This window comes from Sphingopyxis sp. LC81, from assembly GCF_000756375.1.
In the GTDB taxonomy this organism is placed as follows: domain Bacteria; phylum Pseudomonadota; class Alphaproteobacteria; order Sphingomonadales; family Sphingomonadaceae; genus Sphingopyxis.
Window position 1 is genome coordinate 19,025 of the sequence record NZ_JNFD01000026.1, and the last position, 17,746, is coordinate 36,770.

Consider the following 17,746-nt stretch of genomic DNA (forward strand, 5'->3'; position numbering starts at 1 on the left):
GGGCATCTCGACTTCGCTCGATGCGAACGGATATTGAAAGCGGCAGGGGAGCGTCGGCTCACCGCTAAATAGGCCTTTCCCCTTGCGCTTCGTGTACGCCGAACGCACATAGGCGCCGGGTCGCGGGGGGCGCGGTCCGGAATATCCGAGGAAAACACCCATGGCCTCTCGCGCCGACCAGCTTGCATCCAACCTGAACTTTTCGAAGTTCGGTCAGGCGACCGAACTCAAGAACCGCATCTGGTTCACGATCGGCGCGCTGATCGTCTTCCGCTTTCTGTCGTTCGTGCCGCTGCCGGGGGTCGACCCCGTTGCGCTGGCGTCGCTCTACAGCCAGGCCGCGTCGGGCGGCGTCCTCGACATCTTCAACACCTTCTCGGGCGGCAGCCTTGAGCGCATGAGCATCATCGCGCTCGGCGTCATGCCCTATATCACGGCGTCGATCGTCGTGCAGCTGGCCGCGGCTTTGTCGCCCAGCCTCGCCGCGCTCAAGAAAGAGGGCGAAAGCGGGCGCAAGAAGCTCAACCAATATACGCGCTACGGCACCGTCGCGCTGACCGCGATCCAGGGCTATTTCATCGCCGTCGGGCTCGAATCGCTCGGCGCGACGCAGGGTATCGCCGCGGTCGTCGATCCCGGCATGATGTTCCGCATCGGCGCGGTGATCAGCATCGTCGGCGGTACGCTTTTCCTGATGTGGCTCGGCGAACAGATCACCAGCCGCGGTATCGGTAACGGCGTGTCGCTGATCATCATGGCGGGCATCCTTGCCCAGCTGCCGCGCAGCTTTGCCCAGATGTTCACGCAGGTGCGCGAAGGTTCGATGGGCGGCGGCACCGTGCTCGCGGTGTTCGGCGGCGCGATCGCGATCATCGCCTTCATCAGCTTCATGGAACGCGCGCAGCGCCGCGTCCTCGTCCAGTATCCGAAGCGCGCGACGCAGCGCGGCGTGATGCAGGCCGACCGCAGCCATTTGCCGCTCAAGGTCAACACCGCGGGCGTGATTCCGCCGATCTTCGCCTCGTCGCTGCTGCTCATGCCGCTGACCCTCACGCAGATGATGGGCCAGAACGTCCAGGGCGATACCGCGACCGGCGATTTCCTGATCACGCTCAACCAGTATCTCGCGCACGGTCAGCCGCTCTATATGGCGCTCTATGCCGCGGGCATCATCTTCTTCTGCTTCTTCTACGTCGCCGTTGTTTTCAATCCCGAGGAGACGGCCGACAATCTGAAGCGTCAGAACGGCTTCATCCCCGGCATCCGCCCGGGCAAGAACACCGCGACCTACCTCGATTTCGTGCTGACGCGTATCACGGTGATCGGCGCGGCCTATCTTGCGATCATCTGCCTGGTGCCCGAATATTTCATCGCCCAGTCGGGGCTGCCATTCGCGCTCGGCGGCACCAGCCTGCTGATTATCGTCAACGTGACGATCGACACGATCAGCCAGATCCAGAGCCACATGCTCGCGCATCAATATGGCGACCTCATCAAGAAGGCGAAATTGAAGGGGGGCGTTGCGCGGCGCTAAAGCGCCCGCTACGTCGATCCGCGCAGGCAGGGCAAACAGGGGTCCCCATGACGCTGAATATCATTTTGCTGGGTCCGCCGGGGGCGGGCAAGGGAACGCAGGCGGTGCGCCTGGAAGACGAGCATGGCATGGTCCAGCTCTCAACCGGCGATATGCTCCGCGCGGCGGTCAAGGCGGGGACGCCGATCGGCGTGCAGGCCAAAGCCGTGATGGATGCGGGCGAGCTCGTCTCGGACGAGATCGTCTCGGGCCTGATCGGCGAGCGGCTCGACCAGCTCGGCAGCGACGTGTCGGTGATCTTCGACGGCTATCCGCGCACCGCGGCACAGGCCGAGGCGCTCGACGGAATCCTGTCGGCGCGCGGCCGTAAGCTCGACCATGTGATCGAGCTGCAGGTCGAGGAAGACGCGCTCGTCGATCGCATCACCGGCCGCTTCAGCTGCGCCAAATGCGGTGCCGGCTATCATGATCGCTACAAGCTGCCGAAGGTCGAAGGCACCTGCGACGTTTGCGGCAGCGACGAATTCAAGCGCCGTCCCGACGACAATGAGGAAACGGTGCGCACGCGCATGGCCGAATATCGCGCCAAGACCGCGCCGATCCTGCCGATCTACGAAGCGCGCGGCATCGTGACCCACGTCGATGGCATGGCGCCGATCGACGAGGTCAACGACGCGATCGAAACCATCCTCGCGGGCTGAGGCTAGCCAGTCCCCCCGGCGCCGGTTATTGAGGCGCCAAGGGGGACAGGCTGATGGCAATTTCCAGATATTTCGCAGGCGCGGCGATGATCGCGGCGCTCGCGTTTGCGCCGGCTGCAAATGCCAAGGTCGTCGACCAGAGCGACGCGGGCTTTGCCGTCGCGCATACGGCACAGGTCGCGGCGACCCCCGCCGATGTCTGGAAAATGCTCCGCATGCCGCAAAGCTGGTGGTCGAAAGATCATAGCTGGTCGGGCGACGCCGCGAACTTCTGGCTCGATCAGCAGGCGGGCGGCTGTTTCTGCGAGAAATTGCCCGACACCGGGTCGGGCGTCGGCAGCGTCCAGCACGCGCGCATCCTCTTTTCGAAACCGAACCAGATGTTGCGCCTCTCGGGTGCGTTCGGGCCGCTGCAGGGCGAGGCGCTGACCGCCACGCTGACGATCCAGATCAAGGAAACCCCGACGGGCAGCGCGCTGCGCTTCGACTATGTCGTCGGCGGCTATATGCGCTTCAAGGTCGCCGATATCGCGCCCGCGGTCGACAAGGTGATCGGCGAGCAGCTGCTGGGCCTCGCCAACGCGCTCGGCGGCGCGCTGCCGCCGACGCGCGACGAGAAGGCTGCCAGCGAGGCGGCGGAAAAGCCGAAGCCCGAAACGCCGCCCGCGAAGGAAGAGCCGGGGCTGGACGCCGCGGTCGCCGATCTGGTCGGGGAAGAGGCAAAGCCCGCCCCCGACGAAAGCCGCTAGGCGTCGGGCTTTCCGCGCAGCTTGGCGAGCGCCGCAAACGGCCCCGCAGCCTCTTCGCTGAGCACGCCTTTTTCGGCGAGGATGCGGTCGGCGTCGGCATGACGCGGGAACGGATCGAGTGCGAGCGAGAGCGTCTGCACCGCCGCTTCGCCGAGGTCGGCCCGGTCGCCTTCGAGCGGCAACAGGTCAAGATCCTCGCTGTCGATCTCGATCTCTTCGTCCTCGCCAACGGGCGCATCGACATCGCGCAGGAAACGCAGGTCGAAGGGTTCGACGATTGCCGCGGGGACGGGCAGGTCGGTTGCGGCGCACGCCTGCACCACTTTGGCCTGCACCTCGCCCTTCGCGCCGATCCCGCCGGCGATCGCACGGACTTCGCCGGTGACGACGAAGCGGTCGAGCGCGACCAGCGCCAGCCGCTTGGCGACCCGCGCGCGCGTCTCGGCATCGACCTCGACCGAAAGCGTGCGGCCATGCGCGGCGTCGGCTAGCGTCACGATCAGCGAGAATTCGGGCGGCGTGCTCAACGTACCGCTCCGATGCGGTCGGCGATGACAAGATCGGCCACCGGCGTCGCCGCCAGCGCCGCGCGCAGCGTAGCAACCTCGGCCATCACATGCGCGAGCCCCGCTTCGGCGGGCTCTTGACCGCGCCACAGGTTGCGGACCAGCGCGCCGTGCAGCTCGTCCGATCCATCGGCGGCGCGATAGGCGCCGAGCCGCCCGCCGAGCGCGCTCATCATCCGGCCGACCTGCTTGCCGACGACCATGTCGCCAAAGCCGATCTGGCGCATCTGCCCGTCCATGTCGTTCACGAACAATTCGGTGAGCTGGACGCCCGCGAGCCCGTGCGCCGGTTCGTCGTCGATCCGGTGCAGCACGAGCGCCATTACCAGGCTGATCATGTCGAAGCGGCCGTCGAGCGTGTCGGGGACGGTGCCTTCGGCGTACCAGTGCGGCGCGCGAGCGGCGGCGACAACGGCGTTCCACAGCGGGCGGCGGGCCTCGCGCGGGTCGGGCTCGGATTTGAACAGTTTGCGAAGAGAGAACATGGCAGCTGCTTAGGCGCATTCGGGCCGCCCGAAAAGGGCCGCTGGTCAGCTTGTGGCAAGCTTTGCCGCGGCACAAGCAGCTTGTGCGCGCTGTCCGCTTGCGGTTAAGAGGCGCGAGAGCCAGCGCCGACCGCCCGGACAAGCGGCGGACAGGCGCAACGGAGATTTTTGATGCCGAATTCGATCCTTTCGCTTCCTGCCCCGCGCGCGCGCCTCGTCGTGCTCGGCCTCGCCGTCGCCCTGACCGTTAGCGGCTGCGCGCAGCTGAAGGGGCGGCAGGGCTATGTCGTCGATCCTTTGCTGACCGAAGCGATCACGCCGGGCGTCGACAACCGCGAATCGGTCGAAAAGACGCTCGGCCGCCCGACCTTCGTCGGTCAGTTCAGCGACAATGAATATTATTATGTCTCGCGCGAAACGCGCCAGCTCGCCTTCGCCAAGCCGCGCCCGGTCGATCAGCAGGTGCTGCGCGTCCGCTTCGACGCCGCGGGCAACGTCGCCGCGGTCGATCGCACCGGACTCGAACTGGTGAGCAAGATCAGCCCCGAAGGCGACAAGACGCCGACGCTCGGCCGTCATCGCAGCTTCTTCGAAGATATTTTCGGTAACATCGGCGCCGTCGGTGCGCCGGGTGCGGGTGCGCCGGGGCAATAAGCCCGCAGATACCGGCAACGGACCGAAAAGCGGCGGTGCCCCGGGGCACCGCCGCTTTTTCTTATTGCGCGATCCCGCCGGCCGCGAGCACCGCCAGCGTGACGAGGTCCGACGCGGTCGAGGCCATCGTCGCGACCTGCACCGGCTTTTCCATGCCGACGAGCATCGGGCCGATGACGGCGCCGCCGCCGAGTTCGCGGAGCAGCTTCGCCGAGAGATTGGCCGATTGCAGCCCCGGCATGATCAGCACGTTCGCCGGGCCCGACAGGCGGCAGAAGGGATAATTCTTCATCACCTTCTCGTTGAGCGCGACGTCGGGCGCCATTTCGCCCTCATATTCGAAGGCGGGCCCCCGCTGGTCGAGGATCGAAACCGCCTCGCGGATGCTCTCGAGCCAGCTGCCCTCGGGATTGCCGAAGGTCGAATAGGAAAGGAACGCGACGCGCGGTTCGTGGCCCATGCGCCGCGCGACCTGCGCGGTACGCTCGGCGATATCGGCGAGCATCTCGGCGGTCGGCCGCTCGTTCACCGTCGTATCCGACATGAAGATGGTGTGATGTTGATCGACCAGGATGTGGATGCCGAACGGCGTCTTGCCCTCGGCATGGTCGATCACGCGCCGGATTTCGCGCATCGTTTGCGAATAGGTGCGCGTCGTGCCCGTGATCATCGCATCGCCGAGCCCCATTTTGAGCAATAGCGAGCCGAAAATGTTGCGGTCGCGATTGACCATGCGCTCGACGTCGCGGCGGAGGTAGCCGCGGCGCTGCAGCCGCTCGTAGAGCATATCGACCATCTGCGGGACGTGCGGCGAATTGACGCTGTTGTGGACTTCGAAGCTCTCGGCATCGGCGACGCCCATCGCACGGAGCTTGTCGTGCAGCCCCTCGCGTCCGACGAGCACGGGGATTCCGTAACCGCCATCGCGGAACTGGATCGCCGCGCGCAGCACGACTTCCTCTTCGCCCTCGGTAAAGACGACGCGCTTCGGATTGTTGCGCGCGGCTTCATAGGCGAGGGTGAGGACCGACGTCGTCGGGTTGAGCCGGGCGCGGAGCTGGGTGCGATATTCGTCGAGATTCGCGATCGGCCGCTGCGCGACGCCGGTCTTCATCGCCGCTTCGGCGACCGCCGCGGGCACGATTTCCATCAGGCGCGGATCGAAGGGTGAGGGGATGATATATTCGGGACCGAAGCTCGACGCGCGCCCGCCATAGGCCGCGGCGACTTCCTCGGGCACCTGCTGGCGCGCGAGGTCGGCAATGGCGTACGCAGCCGCGATCTTCATCTCCTCGTTGATCGCGGTCGCATGGACGTCGAGCGCGCCGCGGAAGATGAAGGGGAAGCACAGCACATTGTTGACCTGGTTCGGATAGTCCGAGCGTCCGGTCGCGATGATCGCGTCGGGGCGCGCCGCGCGTGCATCGGGCGGCGAGATTTCGGGATCGGGGTTCGCCATCGCGAAGATGATCGGCGCGGGCGCCATATCCTTCACCATCTCGGGCTTCAGCGCGCCGGCGGCCGACAGGCCGAGGAACACGTCGGCGCCGACGAGCGCTTCGGTCAGGTTCCGCGCTTCGGTCGGCACCGCATGCGCCGACTTCCACTGGTCCATGCTCTCGGTGCGGCCCTGATAGATGGTGCCCTTGCGATCGCACATGATGACATTTTCGTGCCGCACGCCCATCGCCTTGATCAGCGCGGTGCACGCGATCGCCGCGGCGCCGGCGCCGTTGACGACGACCTTCACCGTCGCAAGGTCGCGTCCTGTCAGGTAACAGGCGTTGATCAGGCCCGCGGCGGTGATGATCGCGGTGCCGTGCTGATCGTCATGGAACACCGGGATGTTCATGCGTTCTTTCAGCGCCGCTTCGATGATGAAGCAGTTGGGCGCGGCGATGTCCTCGAGGTTGATGCCGCCAAAGCTCGGCGCGAGCAGTTCGACCGCTTCGATGAAGCGCTGGGGATCTTCGGTATCGACCTCGAGGTCGATCGAATCGACGTCGGCGAAGCGCTTGAACAGCACCGCCTTGCCTTCCATCACCGGCTTCGATGCGAGCGCGCCCAAATTGCCGAGCCCGAGGATCGCGGTGCCGTTCGAGATCACCGCGACCAGATTGCCCTTGATCGTATAGTCATAGGCTTTCGCCGGATCCTCGGCGATCGCGTTCACCGGAACCGCGACGCCGGGCGAATAGGCAAGGCTGAGGTCGCGCTGCGTCGCCATCGGCTTCGACGCGACGATCTCGATTTTCCCGGGCCGGCCATAGGCGTGATACAGCAGCGCCTCGCGGTCCGAAAATTGCACCTTGCTGCCACTATCCATCGTTTATCCTCTCAAATGAATTCACAAGATGCGCGCCCGAGCCCATTCCCTAGCGTCGCCAAGCGGAAATGGAACCCGCGAATCGCGCGCGCGTCTTGCCACGGCCCTATATCCATCCCTAAGCATATCGCATGCCTGTCACCGCCCGCTCCGCTGCCAATATGAACAACCCCGCGCCCGCCGCGACGCCGATGATGGCGCAATATTGGTCGCTGAAGGACAAGGCGGGCGATTGCCTGCTCTTCTATCGCATGGGCGATTTCTTCGAGCTGTTCTTCGACGATGCGAAGGCGGCGGCGTCGACGCTCGACATCGCGCTCACCTCGCGCGGCGAGCATGACGGGCAGCCGGTGGCGATGTGCGGGGTGCCGGTGCACGCCGCCGAATCCTATCTCGCGCGGCTGATCCGCGCCGGGCACCGCGTCGCGATCGCCGAGCAGATCGAGACTCCGGCCGAGGCGAAGGCGCGCGGCGGATCGAAAGCGCTCGTCGCACGCGACATCGTGCGCTTCGTCACCGCGGGCACACTGACCGAAGAATCGCTGCTCGAAGGGCGCAGCGCGAACCGGCTCGCCGCGCTCGCGCAGATCGGCAGCGACGGCGAGGTCGCGATTGCCGCGGCCGACATTTCGACCGGGCGCTTCGAGGTCGTCGCGGTGCCCGCGCAAGCGGTCGATGCCGAACTCGCGCGGCTCGCGCCCTCGGAGCTTCTGCTCAGCGAGAGCGCCGAAGACCTGCCGATCTCGTCGGCGCGGCAGATCGTGCGCCGGCCATCCTCGGACTTTTCGAGCACGAGCGCGCAGAAGCGGCTCGAAAATTTCTTCGGCGTCCAGACGCTCGACGGTTTCGGCCAGTTCGGCCGCGGCGAGATTGCCGCGATGGGCGCGCTCGTCGCCTATCTCGATCATGTCGGCACCGGCGGGCCGACCTTCCTCCAGCCGCCGGTGCGGCACCTCGCGTCGGGGCGCATGGCGATCGACGCCGCGACGCGCGAGAGCCTCGAACTTGTCCGCACCATGGCGGGCGCGCGCGACGGTAGCCTGCTCGGCACGATCGACCGCACCGTCACCGCGGCGGGCGCGCGCTTGCTCGCTGACGATCTTGCGAGCCCGCTCACCGACAAGGATGCGATCCTCGACCGGCTTGACCTAGTCGACGGGCTCGCGCGCGATGCCTTGTGGCGCGGCGAGCTCCGCGCGGCGCTTCGCGCGCTCCCCGATGCCGGGCGTGCGCTCGGCCGCCTCGTCGCGGGGCGCGGCGGGCCGCGCGACCTTGCGCAGCTGCGCGATGCGCTCGGCGGCGCGCGGCTGCTCCGCGAACGTTTAGCGCGCCGGCCCGACCTGCCGCCTTTGCTCACGCGCCTGCTTCCGGGGCTCGACGGCCATGGCACACTCGTCGACGAACTCAGCCGCGCACTGATCGAAACCCCGCCGGTCGACGCCGCGCAGGGCGGTTATGTCGCCGAAGGTTATGACCATGCGCTCGACGCGCTACGCGAAACCGCGCGCGATGGGCGGAAGGCGATCGCGGCGCTCGAGACGGACTATCGCGACCGCACCGGCATCGCCTCGCTCAAGATCCGCCACAATGGCGTGCTCGGCTATCATGTCGAGGTGCCGGCAAAGCACGCCGATGCGCTGATGGCGCCCGAATCGGGCTTTACCCACCGTCAGACGCTCGCGGGCGTCGTGCGCTTCAACTCGTCGGACCTCCACGAAGCCGCGAGCCGGGTGACGCAGGCGGGCGTCCACGCGATTGCCGCCGAAATGGCGCACCTCGAATCGCTGACCGACGCCGCGATCGCGCGGCGCGAGGCGATTGCCGCGAGCTGCGACGTGCTCGCGCGCATCGACGTCGCCGCGGCGCTCGCGGACCATGCGATGAGCCACAACTGGTGCCGCCCCGATCTCGCCGACGATCCGTGCCTCGACGTCAGCGGCGGGCGGCATCCGGTCGTCGAGGCGGCGCTCGCGAAATCGGGCGAGCGCTTCGTCCCCAACGACGTCTCGCTCTCGACAAGCGACCGACTGTGGCTCGTCACGGGTCCGAACATGGGCGGTAAATCGACCTTCCTGCGCCAGAACGCGCTGATCGTCGTGCTTGCACAGGCGGGCGGCTTCGTCCCCGCCGCCGCCGCCAAGCTCGGCCTCGTCGACCGATTGTTCAGCCGTGTCGGCGCGAGCGACAATCTCGCGCGCGGGCGCTCGACCTTCATGGTCGAGATGGTCGAGACCGCGGCGATCCTCGCGCAGGCGACCCCGCAAAGCTTTGTCATCCTCGACGAGGTCGGGCGCGGCACCTCGACCTATGACGGGCTCGCGCTCGCCTGGTCGGTGGTCGAGGCGGTGCATGAGGTGAACAAGTGCCGCTGCCTATTCGCGACGCATTATCACGAGCTGACGCGGCTCGCCGAAACGCTGAACGCGCTGTCGCTCCACCATGTCCGCGCGCGCGAATGGCAGGGCGATCTGGTTCTGCTCCACGAGCTTGCCGAAGGGCCCGCCGATCGCAGCTATGGCCTCGCGGTCGCGCGCCTTGCGGGCGTGCCCGCGGGCGTGGTGAAGCGCGCCGAGGCGGTTCTGGCGAAACTCGAGGCGGGACGCGAGAAGACCGGCGGGCTTGCCGCGGGGCTCGACGACCTGCCGCTGTTCGCCGCGACGCTCGCCGAGGCGCCGGCGGCGGTGAAGGATGCGCTGCGCGAAGCGCTCGCGGGAATCGACCCCGATGCGCTCGCGCCGCGCGAGGCGCTCGACGCGCTCTATACACTCAAGCGGCTGATGGCGGACGAGCGATGAGCGACCTGTTCGACAATCTCGACCAGCGCCGCGCGATCATCGATCGCCGCGCGCTGGCGGGACGGCTCGACGAGATCGCCGGTGAAACGAGCGACACCGGCAAACGCCGCCGCGCAATGGTCGACCTGCTCAAGGGGGCGCTCGAGGATGGCCGCGCCGAGATCGAGCGCCGATTGCTCGAACGGCCCTCGTCGGGGCGCGTCGCGGCGAATGCGACGGCGTTCCTGATCGACCAGATCATCCGCCTCAGCCATGATTTCACCACCGGCTATCTTTATCCGTCGGCGAACCGTTCGGCGGGCGAGCGGATCACTTTGATTGCGGTCGGCGGCTACGGCCGCGGCGAAATGGCGCCGCATAGCGATATCGACATCGGCTTCCTGACCCCGTTCAAACAGACGAGCTGGACCGAGCAGGTGATCGAGGCGCAGCTCTATACTTTGTGGGATCTCGGGCTGAAGGTCGGTCATTCGAGCCGCTCGCTCGACGAGATGGTGCGTGCGGCGAAGGAGGATCTGACGATCCGCACTGCGCTGCTCGAAGGGCGGTTCATCTGGGGCGACCGCGCGCTTTACGATCAGGCGTCGGCGCGCTTCGACGCCGAAGTCGTCGCGGGCAATGCGCGCGCGTTCGTCGCCGAAAAACTCGCCGAACGCGACGAGCGGCACAAGCGCATGGGCGACTCGCGCTATGTCGTCGAGCCCAATGTGAAGGAAGGGAAGGGGGGGCTGCGCGACCTCCACACGCTGTTCTGGATCGGCAAGTTCATCCACCGCGTGCGCACCGTGCCCGAGCTGGTCGACGCGGGGCTGATGTCGGGGCGCGAGCTTCGGCAGTTCGCGCGCGCCGAAAATTTTCTTCTCGCGGTGCGCTGTCACCTCCACACGCTCGCGGGCCGCGCCGAGGACCGGCTGACCTTCGATTTCCAGCCCGAAATCGCGCGCCGGATGCACTTCGCCGACCGGCCGGGGAAGAGCGCGGTCGAGCGCTTCATGCAGCTTTATTTCCTCCACGCGAAAAGCGTCGGCGACGTCACCGGCACCTTCCTCGCGCATCTCGACGACCAGATGGCGGCGCGCGGGCGGCGATTCCTGCCGACGATCCGGCGGCGCCCGGGCAAGCTTCACGGCTTCGTGCTCGATCGCGGCCGGCTCGCGCTGCCGAGCAACGACTTCTTTCAGGCGGACCCGGTGCGGCTGGTCGAGATTTTCGCGCTCGCCGACAAGCATGGCCTCGAAATCCATCCGCAGGCGATGCGGCAGGCGCGCCACGATGCGAAGCTGATCGACGCGCGCGGGGTCCGCCGCATCGCGCGCGCGAACGAGCTGTTCCTCGACGTGCTGACGTCTCCGCGCGATCCCGAAACGGTGCTGCGCTGGATGAACGAGGCGGGGGTGTTCGGCCGTTTCGTGCCCGATTTCGGCCGCGTCGTCGCGCAGATGCAGTTCGACATGTATCATCATTATACGGTCGACGAGCATACGATCCGCGCGATCGGCCTCTTGGCGGACATCGAGCAGAACCGACTGAAGGACGACCATCCGCTGTCGACCGCGATCATGGACCAGATCCATTCGCGGCGCGTCATCTATGTCGCGGTGCTGCTCCACGACATCGCCAAGGGGCGCGGCGGCGACCATAGCGTGCTCGGTGCCGAACTCGCGCTGCGCGTCTGCCCGCGGCTAGGGCTCAATGAGGCCGAGACCGAGACCGTCTCATGGCTCGTGCGCTATCATCTGCTGATGTCGGCGACCGCGTTCAAGCGCGACCTCGCCGATTTCAAGACGATCCTCGATTTCGCGCAGGTCGTGCAATCGCCCGAACGCCTGCGCCTGTTGCTCGTGCTCACCGTCGTCGATATTCGCGCGGTCGGTCCCGGCGTGTGGAACAGCTGGAAGCGCCAATTGCTCACCGAATTGTTCGACGCCGCTGAGGAAGTGCTGCGTCTCGGGCATAAGCAGAAGGGGCGCGAGACGCGGATTGCGGCGAAGAAGGAAGCGGCGCAAGCGCTGCTCGCCGTCGACGACAAGGGCTTCGCCAAGCTGATCCGGCCGCTTCCCGAAAGCTATTGGATCGCCGAACCGGTCGAAGTGATCGCGGCGAACCTGCGCCACATCCGCGAAGCGGGCGACGCCCCGCTCCACATCGCCGCGGTGCCCGACGAGGATCGCGGTGCGACGCTGGTGATGGTGCTCGCCGCCGACCATCCGGGGTTATTCTATCGCATGGCGGGGGGCATCCACCTCGCCGGCGGCAACATCATCGACGCGCGCATCCACACGACGCGCGACGGGCTCGCGCTCGACAATTTTCTCGTTCAGGACCCACTCGGTCGGCCGTTTGCCGAGGCAGGACAGATCGACCGGCTGACGCGCGCGATCGAGGATGCGCTCGCCAACCGCCACAAATTGCTGCCGAAGCTCGAAGCGCGCGCGCTGCCGCGCACGCGCGCCGAGGCGTTCCGCGTCGCGCCGAATGTCTTTGTCGACAACAAGGCGTCGAACCGCTTCACGGTGATCGAGGTCAATGCGCAGGACCGTCCCGCGCTGCTCAACCAGCTCGCCTATGCGCTCTTCCAGTCGAAGGTCACGGTGCACAGCGCGCATGTCGCAACCTATGGCGAGCGCGCGGTCGACACCTTCTATGTCACCGACCTGATCGGCGACAAGATCGACAGCACGGCACGCGTGAAGAGCCTCGAGAAACGCCTGCTCGAAGCGGCGACGAGCCACAGCGAGGACGCGGTCGCGGCCTAGAAATCGAATCCCTGCTGAACCGGGGGAAGGGGCACGCCTTCGAGTTCGAGCATACGCGCCTTGGATTGCGAGCCGCCCGGTGCGGAGAACCCACCGATTCCGCCACCCGCAGCCATGACGCGGTGGCACGGGATGATCAGCGGGACGGGATTCGTCGCCATCGCCTGCCCGACCGCGCGGGCATGTTCGGGGCCCGCGTCCAGCGCGCGTGCGACGGCGCCATAGGTGGTCGTCTCGCCCCAGCCGAGCTTGCGCACGAAAGTATAGACCTGTGCGAAGAAGAGGGGCTGTTCGCCCAGATCGACCGGCACCTCGAAAAACTCGATCCGCTCGCCTTCGAAATAACGGATCGCCGCGTCGATGACCGCCGCTATTTCGGCCGGGGGCTCGGTACGCACCGCGTCGGGCTGACGGCGCAAGATTGCACGCTCGGTTTCGGCCGCGGTCGGCGCGGGCAAGCGAAAGCTCGTTATCCCTGTGCTCGTCCAGCCGATGGCCGCGATGCCGGCGCCGGTTTCGAAAAGTTGATAATGGCTATGACCGGGCATGTCCGTCCCTCATCTTGGGTCCGATATAGTTCAATATTTCGCTAAAACCATATCGCCGACGATGCTTGCCTTTAGCCGCCTAAGGGGCCCGCCATGATCGCCGCCGCCGCGAGCAGTCCGCCGTTGAAACGCTGCGACAGCGCGGCGTCGGGAATCGCGTTGAACGCATGGATCGCGCCGGCATAGCTGTGCAGGTCGACCGGCACCCCTGCCGCGACGAGCCGGCGCGCATAGTCGAGATTTTCGTCGAAGAAGAGGTCGAGGCTGCCGGTCGCGATATAGGCGGGGGGCAGGTTCGACAGATCTTCGGCAAGGCTCGGCGAAAACCAGCCGCGCCGCGCATCGTCGATCTTGTAGTCGCCCTGCAGCGCGCGCCAGCCGAAGCGGTTGCTCGCGCGCGTCCAGATGAATTCGCCGGTTGTGGGATTCTGGTACGGACAGGCATCGCCGCCGGTGCGGTGATCGAGCATCGGATAGGTTAGGAGCTGGCCGGCGATCGCGGGGCCGCCGAGATCGCGCGCCATGATCGCGAGCGCCGCGGCCAGTCCGCCGCCCGCGCTCTCCCCCGCGATGATGATCCGGCCGGCGTCGAAGCCGAGCGCATCGGCTTGCCCCGCGAGCCACGCCAGCGCGGAATAGCAATCTTCCTGCGGCGCGGGGAAAGGATGTTCGGGGGCGAGTCGATATTCGACTGACGCGACGGGAACACCCGCTGCGGCCGCCAGCGCCGCGGGCCCGGCCTGCATCTGCTCGACCGATCCCATCACCATGCCGCCGCCGTGGATGTGCAGGATCGCGCCGCCGCCCGGGCGCATTGCGGCCGGGCGATAGAGGAAGACCATTATGTCGGGCCCGCCATGGATCGACGGCACGACCAGTTTCTTGGGCGCGATGACCGGCGACGGCAGGATCGAATAGGTCTCCGCTGCTTTCGCGCGAATCTGGGCGATCGGCGCCGCGCCGAGATCGACTCGAGGGAACAGGTCGATGATCGGCGCGATTTCGCGGTCGACGAGGTGGCGGGTGCTCATATCAAACTCTCCCCTTCATCCCTCGCCGACGCGACGATCAGCCGCGCAGTAGCGCCCCGACCTTCGCCGCCGCGGCGACCACCTTGTCGGCGATCGCCTTCAGCTCGGCGTCGGTAAAGCTCTTCTCCAGCGGTTGCAGCTCGACCTCGACCGCGAGGCTCACCTGACCCTCGGGAACGCCTTGCCCCGCGAAGCGGTCGAAGAGGCGCGCATCGACGATCGCCGCCTTGTCGGCGCCGCGGACCGCGCGCACCAGATCGGCGGCGGTGAGGCCGATCGGCGCGAGGAAAGCGAAGTCGCGGCGCACCGATTGCAGCGCGGGCGGGGTGAACGCCGCACGTGCCGGGCCGCTCGCGCGCTTCGCCGGGATCGCATCGAGGAAGATCTGCACCGCCATCACCGGGCCGTCGACGTCGAAGGCGCGCGTCAGCAGCGGGTGGAGCGCGCCGAACTCGGCGAGCACCGCCTTGGGGCCGAGCCGCAGCGTCGCCGACTGGCCGGGATGCCAGATGCTGCCGGTCGTGACCGCCTCCATCACCTGCAACCGGTCGGCGGGCGCGCCCGCGGCCTCGAGCAATGCCAGCGCCGCCGCTTTGGCGTCGAACGCATCGAACGGCGCCGCCTTGCCCGCCTGCCAGCCGCGCGCGTTTTTGTCGCCCGCCATCAGCACGGCGAGCGTTGGATGCTCGGCGTCGGACAGATAGCGCCGGCCGATCTCGAACAGGCGGATGCTGTTCGCGCCGCGATTCTGGTTGCGCTGCGCCGCGGCGAGCAGGCCGGGGAGCAGCGACGGGCGCATGACTTTCAGATCTTCGCTGATCGGATTGGCGAGCGACCAGGTGCCGCCGCCGAATGGCGCCGCATCCTTTTCGCTGATGAACGACCAGGTCACCGCTTCGTCGAACCCCGCCGCGGCCGCGGCGCGGCGCGCGCGGCGTTCGGTCAGCTGTTCGGCGGTCGCGGTCGGCTTTGCGACGCCGTCGGTACGCGGCAGCGGCACCGATGCCACGGCGTCGAAGCCGATAATGCGCGTGACTTCCTCGACGATATCGGGCGCGCCGTCGACATCGCGGCGCCAGCTCGGCACCGCGACCTGCCAGCGGCCGCCTTGTTCGATCACCGAAAAACCGAGCGCCGCGAGAATTTCCTTCTGCCGTTCGGGGGCGATCGCGATGCCGCCGAGCGTCGCCGACAGCGCGGGGTCGTAATCGACCGTCTTCACTTCGGCGGGCGGAGTGCCCGCGCGCGTCACGGCCGAGGGGGTGCCGCCGCAAATCGCGAGGACATGCGCGGTGACGATCGCGGTCGCGTCGTCGAGGAACGCCGGGTCGACCCCGCGCTCGAAGCGGCTGCGCGCGTCGCTGGTCAGCGCGAGCGCCTGCCCAGTGAGTGCGATGCGCTCGGGGGTGAAATAGGCGACCTCGATCAGGATGTCGGTCGTCGTCTCGCTACACCCGCTATGTTCGCCGCCCATGATGCCCGCGATATCGTGGACGCCATGATCGTCGGCGATCACCGTCATCGTGTCGGTGAGGCTATAGTCCTTGCCGTTCAATGCGGTGACCGTCTCGCCGTCTTTCGCACGGCGCGCGGCGAGTGCGCCGGTCAGCTGGGCGCGGTCATAGATATGACTCGGGCGCCCGAGGTCGAACATCACATAATTGCTGATGTCGACGAGCGCCGAGATCGAACGCTGGCCGACCGCTTCCAACCGGCGGCGCATCCATTCGGGGGCGGTGCCGTTGGTGACGCCGCTGATCGTGCGGCCGAAGAATGCGGGGCAGCCCTCGGGGTCGAGGGTAGCGATTTCGGTCGCGGGCGCACCCTCGCCGACGATCGTCGGGATATCGAGCGACTTCAGCGTGCCGAGTCCCGCGGCGGCGAGGTCGCGCGCGATCCCGCGCACGCCCATGCAGTCCTGCCGGTTCGGGGTGATCGAAATGTCGATCACCGGATCGCCCGCGCCGCTGTAATCGGCAAAGGGCGTACCGATCGGGGCGTCTTCGGGGAGTTCGATAATCCCGTCATGATCGTCGCCAAGCTCGAGTTCGCGCGTCGAGCACATCATGCCGTTCGATTCGACGCCGCGCACCGCCGCGACCTTCAGCTCCATGCCGTTCGCGGGCACGACCGCGCCGGGCAGACCAAGCACGCCGATCAGGCCCGCGCGCGCATTGGGCGCGCCGCACACGACGGTAAGCGGCGCGCCGCCGTCGCCGGTGTCGACAGTCAGCACCTGCAGCTTGTCGGCCTGTGGATGACGTTCGGCGGTCAGGACCTTCGCGACGCGAAAACCCGCGAGCTTCTCGGCGGGATTCTCGACGCCTTCGACCTCATGGCCGATACGGTTGAGCGTCGCGACGACGTCATCGACGTTCGCGCTCGTGTCGAGATGCTCTTTCAGCCAGTCGAGGGTGATCTTCATGCCGAAATCCCCCCGCTGAGCGTCGGGACCGACAGCGCGCCGAACCCGTAATGCGACAGCCAGCGAAGGTCGCCGTCGAAGAAGGCGCGTAGGTCATCCATACCATATTTGAGCATCGCGAGCCGGTCGACCCCGACCCCGAAGGCGAAGCCCTGCCACTCGTCGGGGTCGAGCCCGCAGTTCGCGATCACGCGGCGGTTGACCATGCCGCTGCCGAGCAGTTCCATCCACGCATGGCCGTCGTCGTCGCCATTGCCGCCGACGATCCGGCGGCCCTTTTCCTGTTTATAACCGACATCGACCTCGGCCGAGGGTTCGGTGAAGGGAAAATAGCTGGGGCGGAGGCGCAGCACGATGTCGTCGCGTTCGAAATAGGCTTTGAGAAAGGTTTCGAGCGTCCATTTGAGGTGGCCCATATGGATGCCGCGGTCGATGACGAGGCCTTCGACCTGATGGAACATCGGGGTGTGCGTCGCGTCGCTGTCGCTGCGATAGACGCGGCCGGGCGCGATGATGCGGATCGGCGGCTCCTGCGACATCATCGTGCGGATCTGCACGGGCGAGGTGTGCGTGCGCAGCAGCATGCGGCCGCCTTCACCCGGACCGGCATCGGCGCCCCCGCGCATCTGGTCGGGGAAATAGAAGGTGTCGTGCATCGCGCGTGCGGGATGCGTCTCGGGAATGTTGAGCGCGGTGAAGTTGCGCCAGTCGTCCTCGATCTCGGGCCCCGTCGCGACGGAGAAGCCCATGTCGGCGAAGATTTCGGCGAGCTCGTCCATCACCTGGCTGACCGGGTGGATGCTGCCGCGCGGCGCCGTGTCGGCGGGCAGCGACATGTCGATCGCTTCGGCGGCGAGCTTGACGTCGAGCGCCGCGGCATCGAGCGCCGCCTTGCGCGCGCCGAGCGCCGCGGTGACCGTTTCGCGCAGCGCGTGGATTTCGGGGCCTTTCGCCTGCCGCTCGTCGGGGGTCATCCCGCCCAGCGTCTTGAGCAGCGCCGTGATCGTCCCGGCCTTGCCGAGCGCCGACACGCGCAGCGCCTCGATCGCATCGAGGTCGGCGGCCGCCGCTATCTCGTCCACGAGCCGGGTCTGAATGGCCTGAATATCGCTCATTATCGTTCGTCCTGTTCCGGCGGCGCTGGCGCTGCCGGCCTGCATTTCTCTGGTTCTGTGG

The 17,746-nt window shown here is 67.1% G+C and carries 13 protein-coding genes; 6 read left to right on the forward strand and 7 right to left on the reverse strand.

Translation table 11 applies throughout. From position 1 onward, the window contains the following. Positions 1 to 160 precede the first annotated feature (160 nt). Genes secY through FG91_RS13275 form a run of 3 tightly spaced genes read left to right on the forward strand, consistent with a single transcriptional unit; the run spans position 161 to position 2,984 of the window. Positions 161 to 1,534: a preprotein translocase subunit SecY gene (gene secY / locus FG91_RS13265; RefSeq protein ID WP_037515670.1), complete on the forward strand. Its 1,374-nt coding sequence runs from the start codon at positions 161 to 163 to the stop codon at positions 1,532 to 1,534. Positions 1,535 to 1,581: 47 nt separating this feature from the next. Next, positions 1,582 to 2,235, forward strand: a complete 654-nt coding sequence (locus FG91_RS13270) for an adenylate kinase (protein ID WP_200878451.1) — start codon at positions 1,582 to 1,584, stop codon at positions 2,233 to 2,235. A gap of 53 nt (positions 2,236 to 2,288) precedes the next feature. Beyond that, positions 2,289 to 2,984, forward strand: a complete 696-nt coding sequence (locus FG91_RS13275; RefSeq protein WP_037515671.1) for a hypothetical protein — start codon at positions 2,289 to 2,291, stop codon at positions 2,982 to 2,984. Here FG91_RS13275 and FG91_RS13280 read toward each other — a convergent pair. Both FG91_RS13280 and FG91_RS13285 read right to left on the reverse strand, forming a co-directional pair. Beyond that, complete coding sequence (locus FG91_RS13280; protein WP_037515673.1) at positions 2,981 to 3,511, reverse strand: YceD family protein; 531 nt, start codon at positions 3,509 to 3,511, stop codon at positions 2,981 to 2,983. The two genes, FG91_RS13275 and FG91_RS13280, sit on opposite strands and share 4 nt — an antisense overlap. Next, on the reverse strand, positions 3,508 to 4,035 hold the full coding sequence (locus FG91_RS13285) for a ubiquinol-cytochrome C chaperone family protein (protein WP_037515675.1): 528 nt from the start codon (positions 4,033 to 4,035) through the stop codon (positions 3,508 to 3,510). Before FG91_RS13285 ends, FG91_RS13280 begins: the two co-directional genes overlap by 4 nt. A 171-nt stretch (positions 4,036 to 4,206) precedes the next feature. Between FG91_RS13285 and FG91_RS13290 the strand changes: the two genes are divergently transcribed. Then, on the forward strand, positions 4,207 to 4,689 hold the full coding sequence (locus FG91_RS13290) for an outer membrane protein assembly factor BamE (protein ID WP_052187579.1): 483 nt from the start codon (positions 4,207 to 4,209) through the stop codon (positions 4,687 to 4,689). 61 nt (positions 4,690 to 4,750) lie between these two features. Here the strand turns inward: FG91_RS13290 and FG91_RS13295 are convergent, their stop codons facing one another. Continuing rightward, entirely contained in the window at positions 4,751 to 7,015 is a 2,265-nt protein-coding gene (locus FG91_RS13295; RefSeq protein ID WP_037515677.1) for an NADP-dependent malic enzyme, read from the reverse strand. A 131-nt stretch (positions 7,016 to 7,146) separates the two neighbouring features. On the opposite strand from FG91_RS13295, the gene mutS reads away from it, so the two are divergent. Together mutS and FG91_RS13305 are read left to right on the forward strand one after the other, a co-directional pair. Then, positions 7,147 to 9,810, forward strand: a complete 2,664-nt coding sequence (gene mutS, locus FG91_RS13300; RefSeq protein WP_052187580.1) for a DNA mismatch repair protein MutS — start codon at positions 7,147 to 7,149, stop codon at positions 9,808 to 9,810. Further along, positions 9,807 to 12,566, forward strand: coding sequence for a [protein-PII] uridylyltransferase (locus FG91_RS13305; protein WP_037515679.1), 2,760 nt, complete (start codon positions 9,807 to 9,809; stop codon positions 12,564 to 12,566). The genes mutS and FG91_RS13305 overlap by 4 nt, the downstream gene beginning before the upstream one ends. Here the strand turns inward: FG91_RS13305 and FG91_RS13310 are convergent. From FG91_RS13310 to pheS, 4 genes are all read right to left on the reverse strand, one after another. Continuing rightward, the gene (locus FG91_RS13310) at positions 12,563 to 13,114 is read right to left on the reverse strand and encodes a methylated-DNA--[protein]-cysteine S-methyltransferase (protein ID WP_037515680.1); all 552 of its coding nucleotides are present in this window, start codon (positions 13,112 to 13,114) and stop codon (positions 12,563 to 12,565) included. The two genes, FG91_RS13305 and FG91_RS13310, sit on opposite strands and share 4 nt — an antisense overlap. Positions 13,115 to 13,185: 71 nt before the next feature. Continuing rightward, a complete protein-coding gene (locus tag FG91_RS13315; protein ID WP_037515681.1) occupies positions 13,186 to 14,145 on the reverse strand; it encodes an alpha/beta hydrolase in 960 nt (319 codons plus the stop codon). A 37-nt stretch (positions 14,146 to 14,182) separates the two neighbouring features. Then, positions 14,183 to 16,570 carry a phenylalanine--tRNA ligase subunit beta gene (gene pheT / locus FG91_RS13320; protein WP_037515682.1) on the reverse strand — a complete coding sequence of 796 codons (2,388 nt, stop codon included), beginning with the start codon at positions 16,568 to 16,570 and terminating at the stop codon, positions 14,183 to 14,185. Next, positions 16,567 to 17,685, reverse strand: coding sequence for a phenylalanine--tRNA ligase subunit alpha (gene pheS / locus FG91_RS13325; protein WP_037515841.1), 1,119 nt, complete (start codon positions 17,683 to 17,685; stop codon positions 16,567 to 16,569). The genes pheT and pheS overlap by 4 nt, the downstream gene beginning before the upstream one ends. Between the last annotated feature and the right edge of the window lie 61 nt (positions 17,686 to 17,746).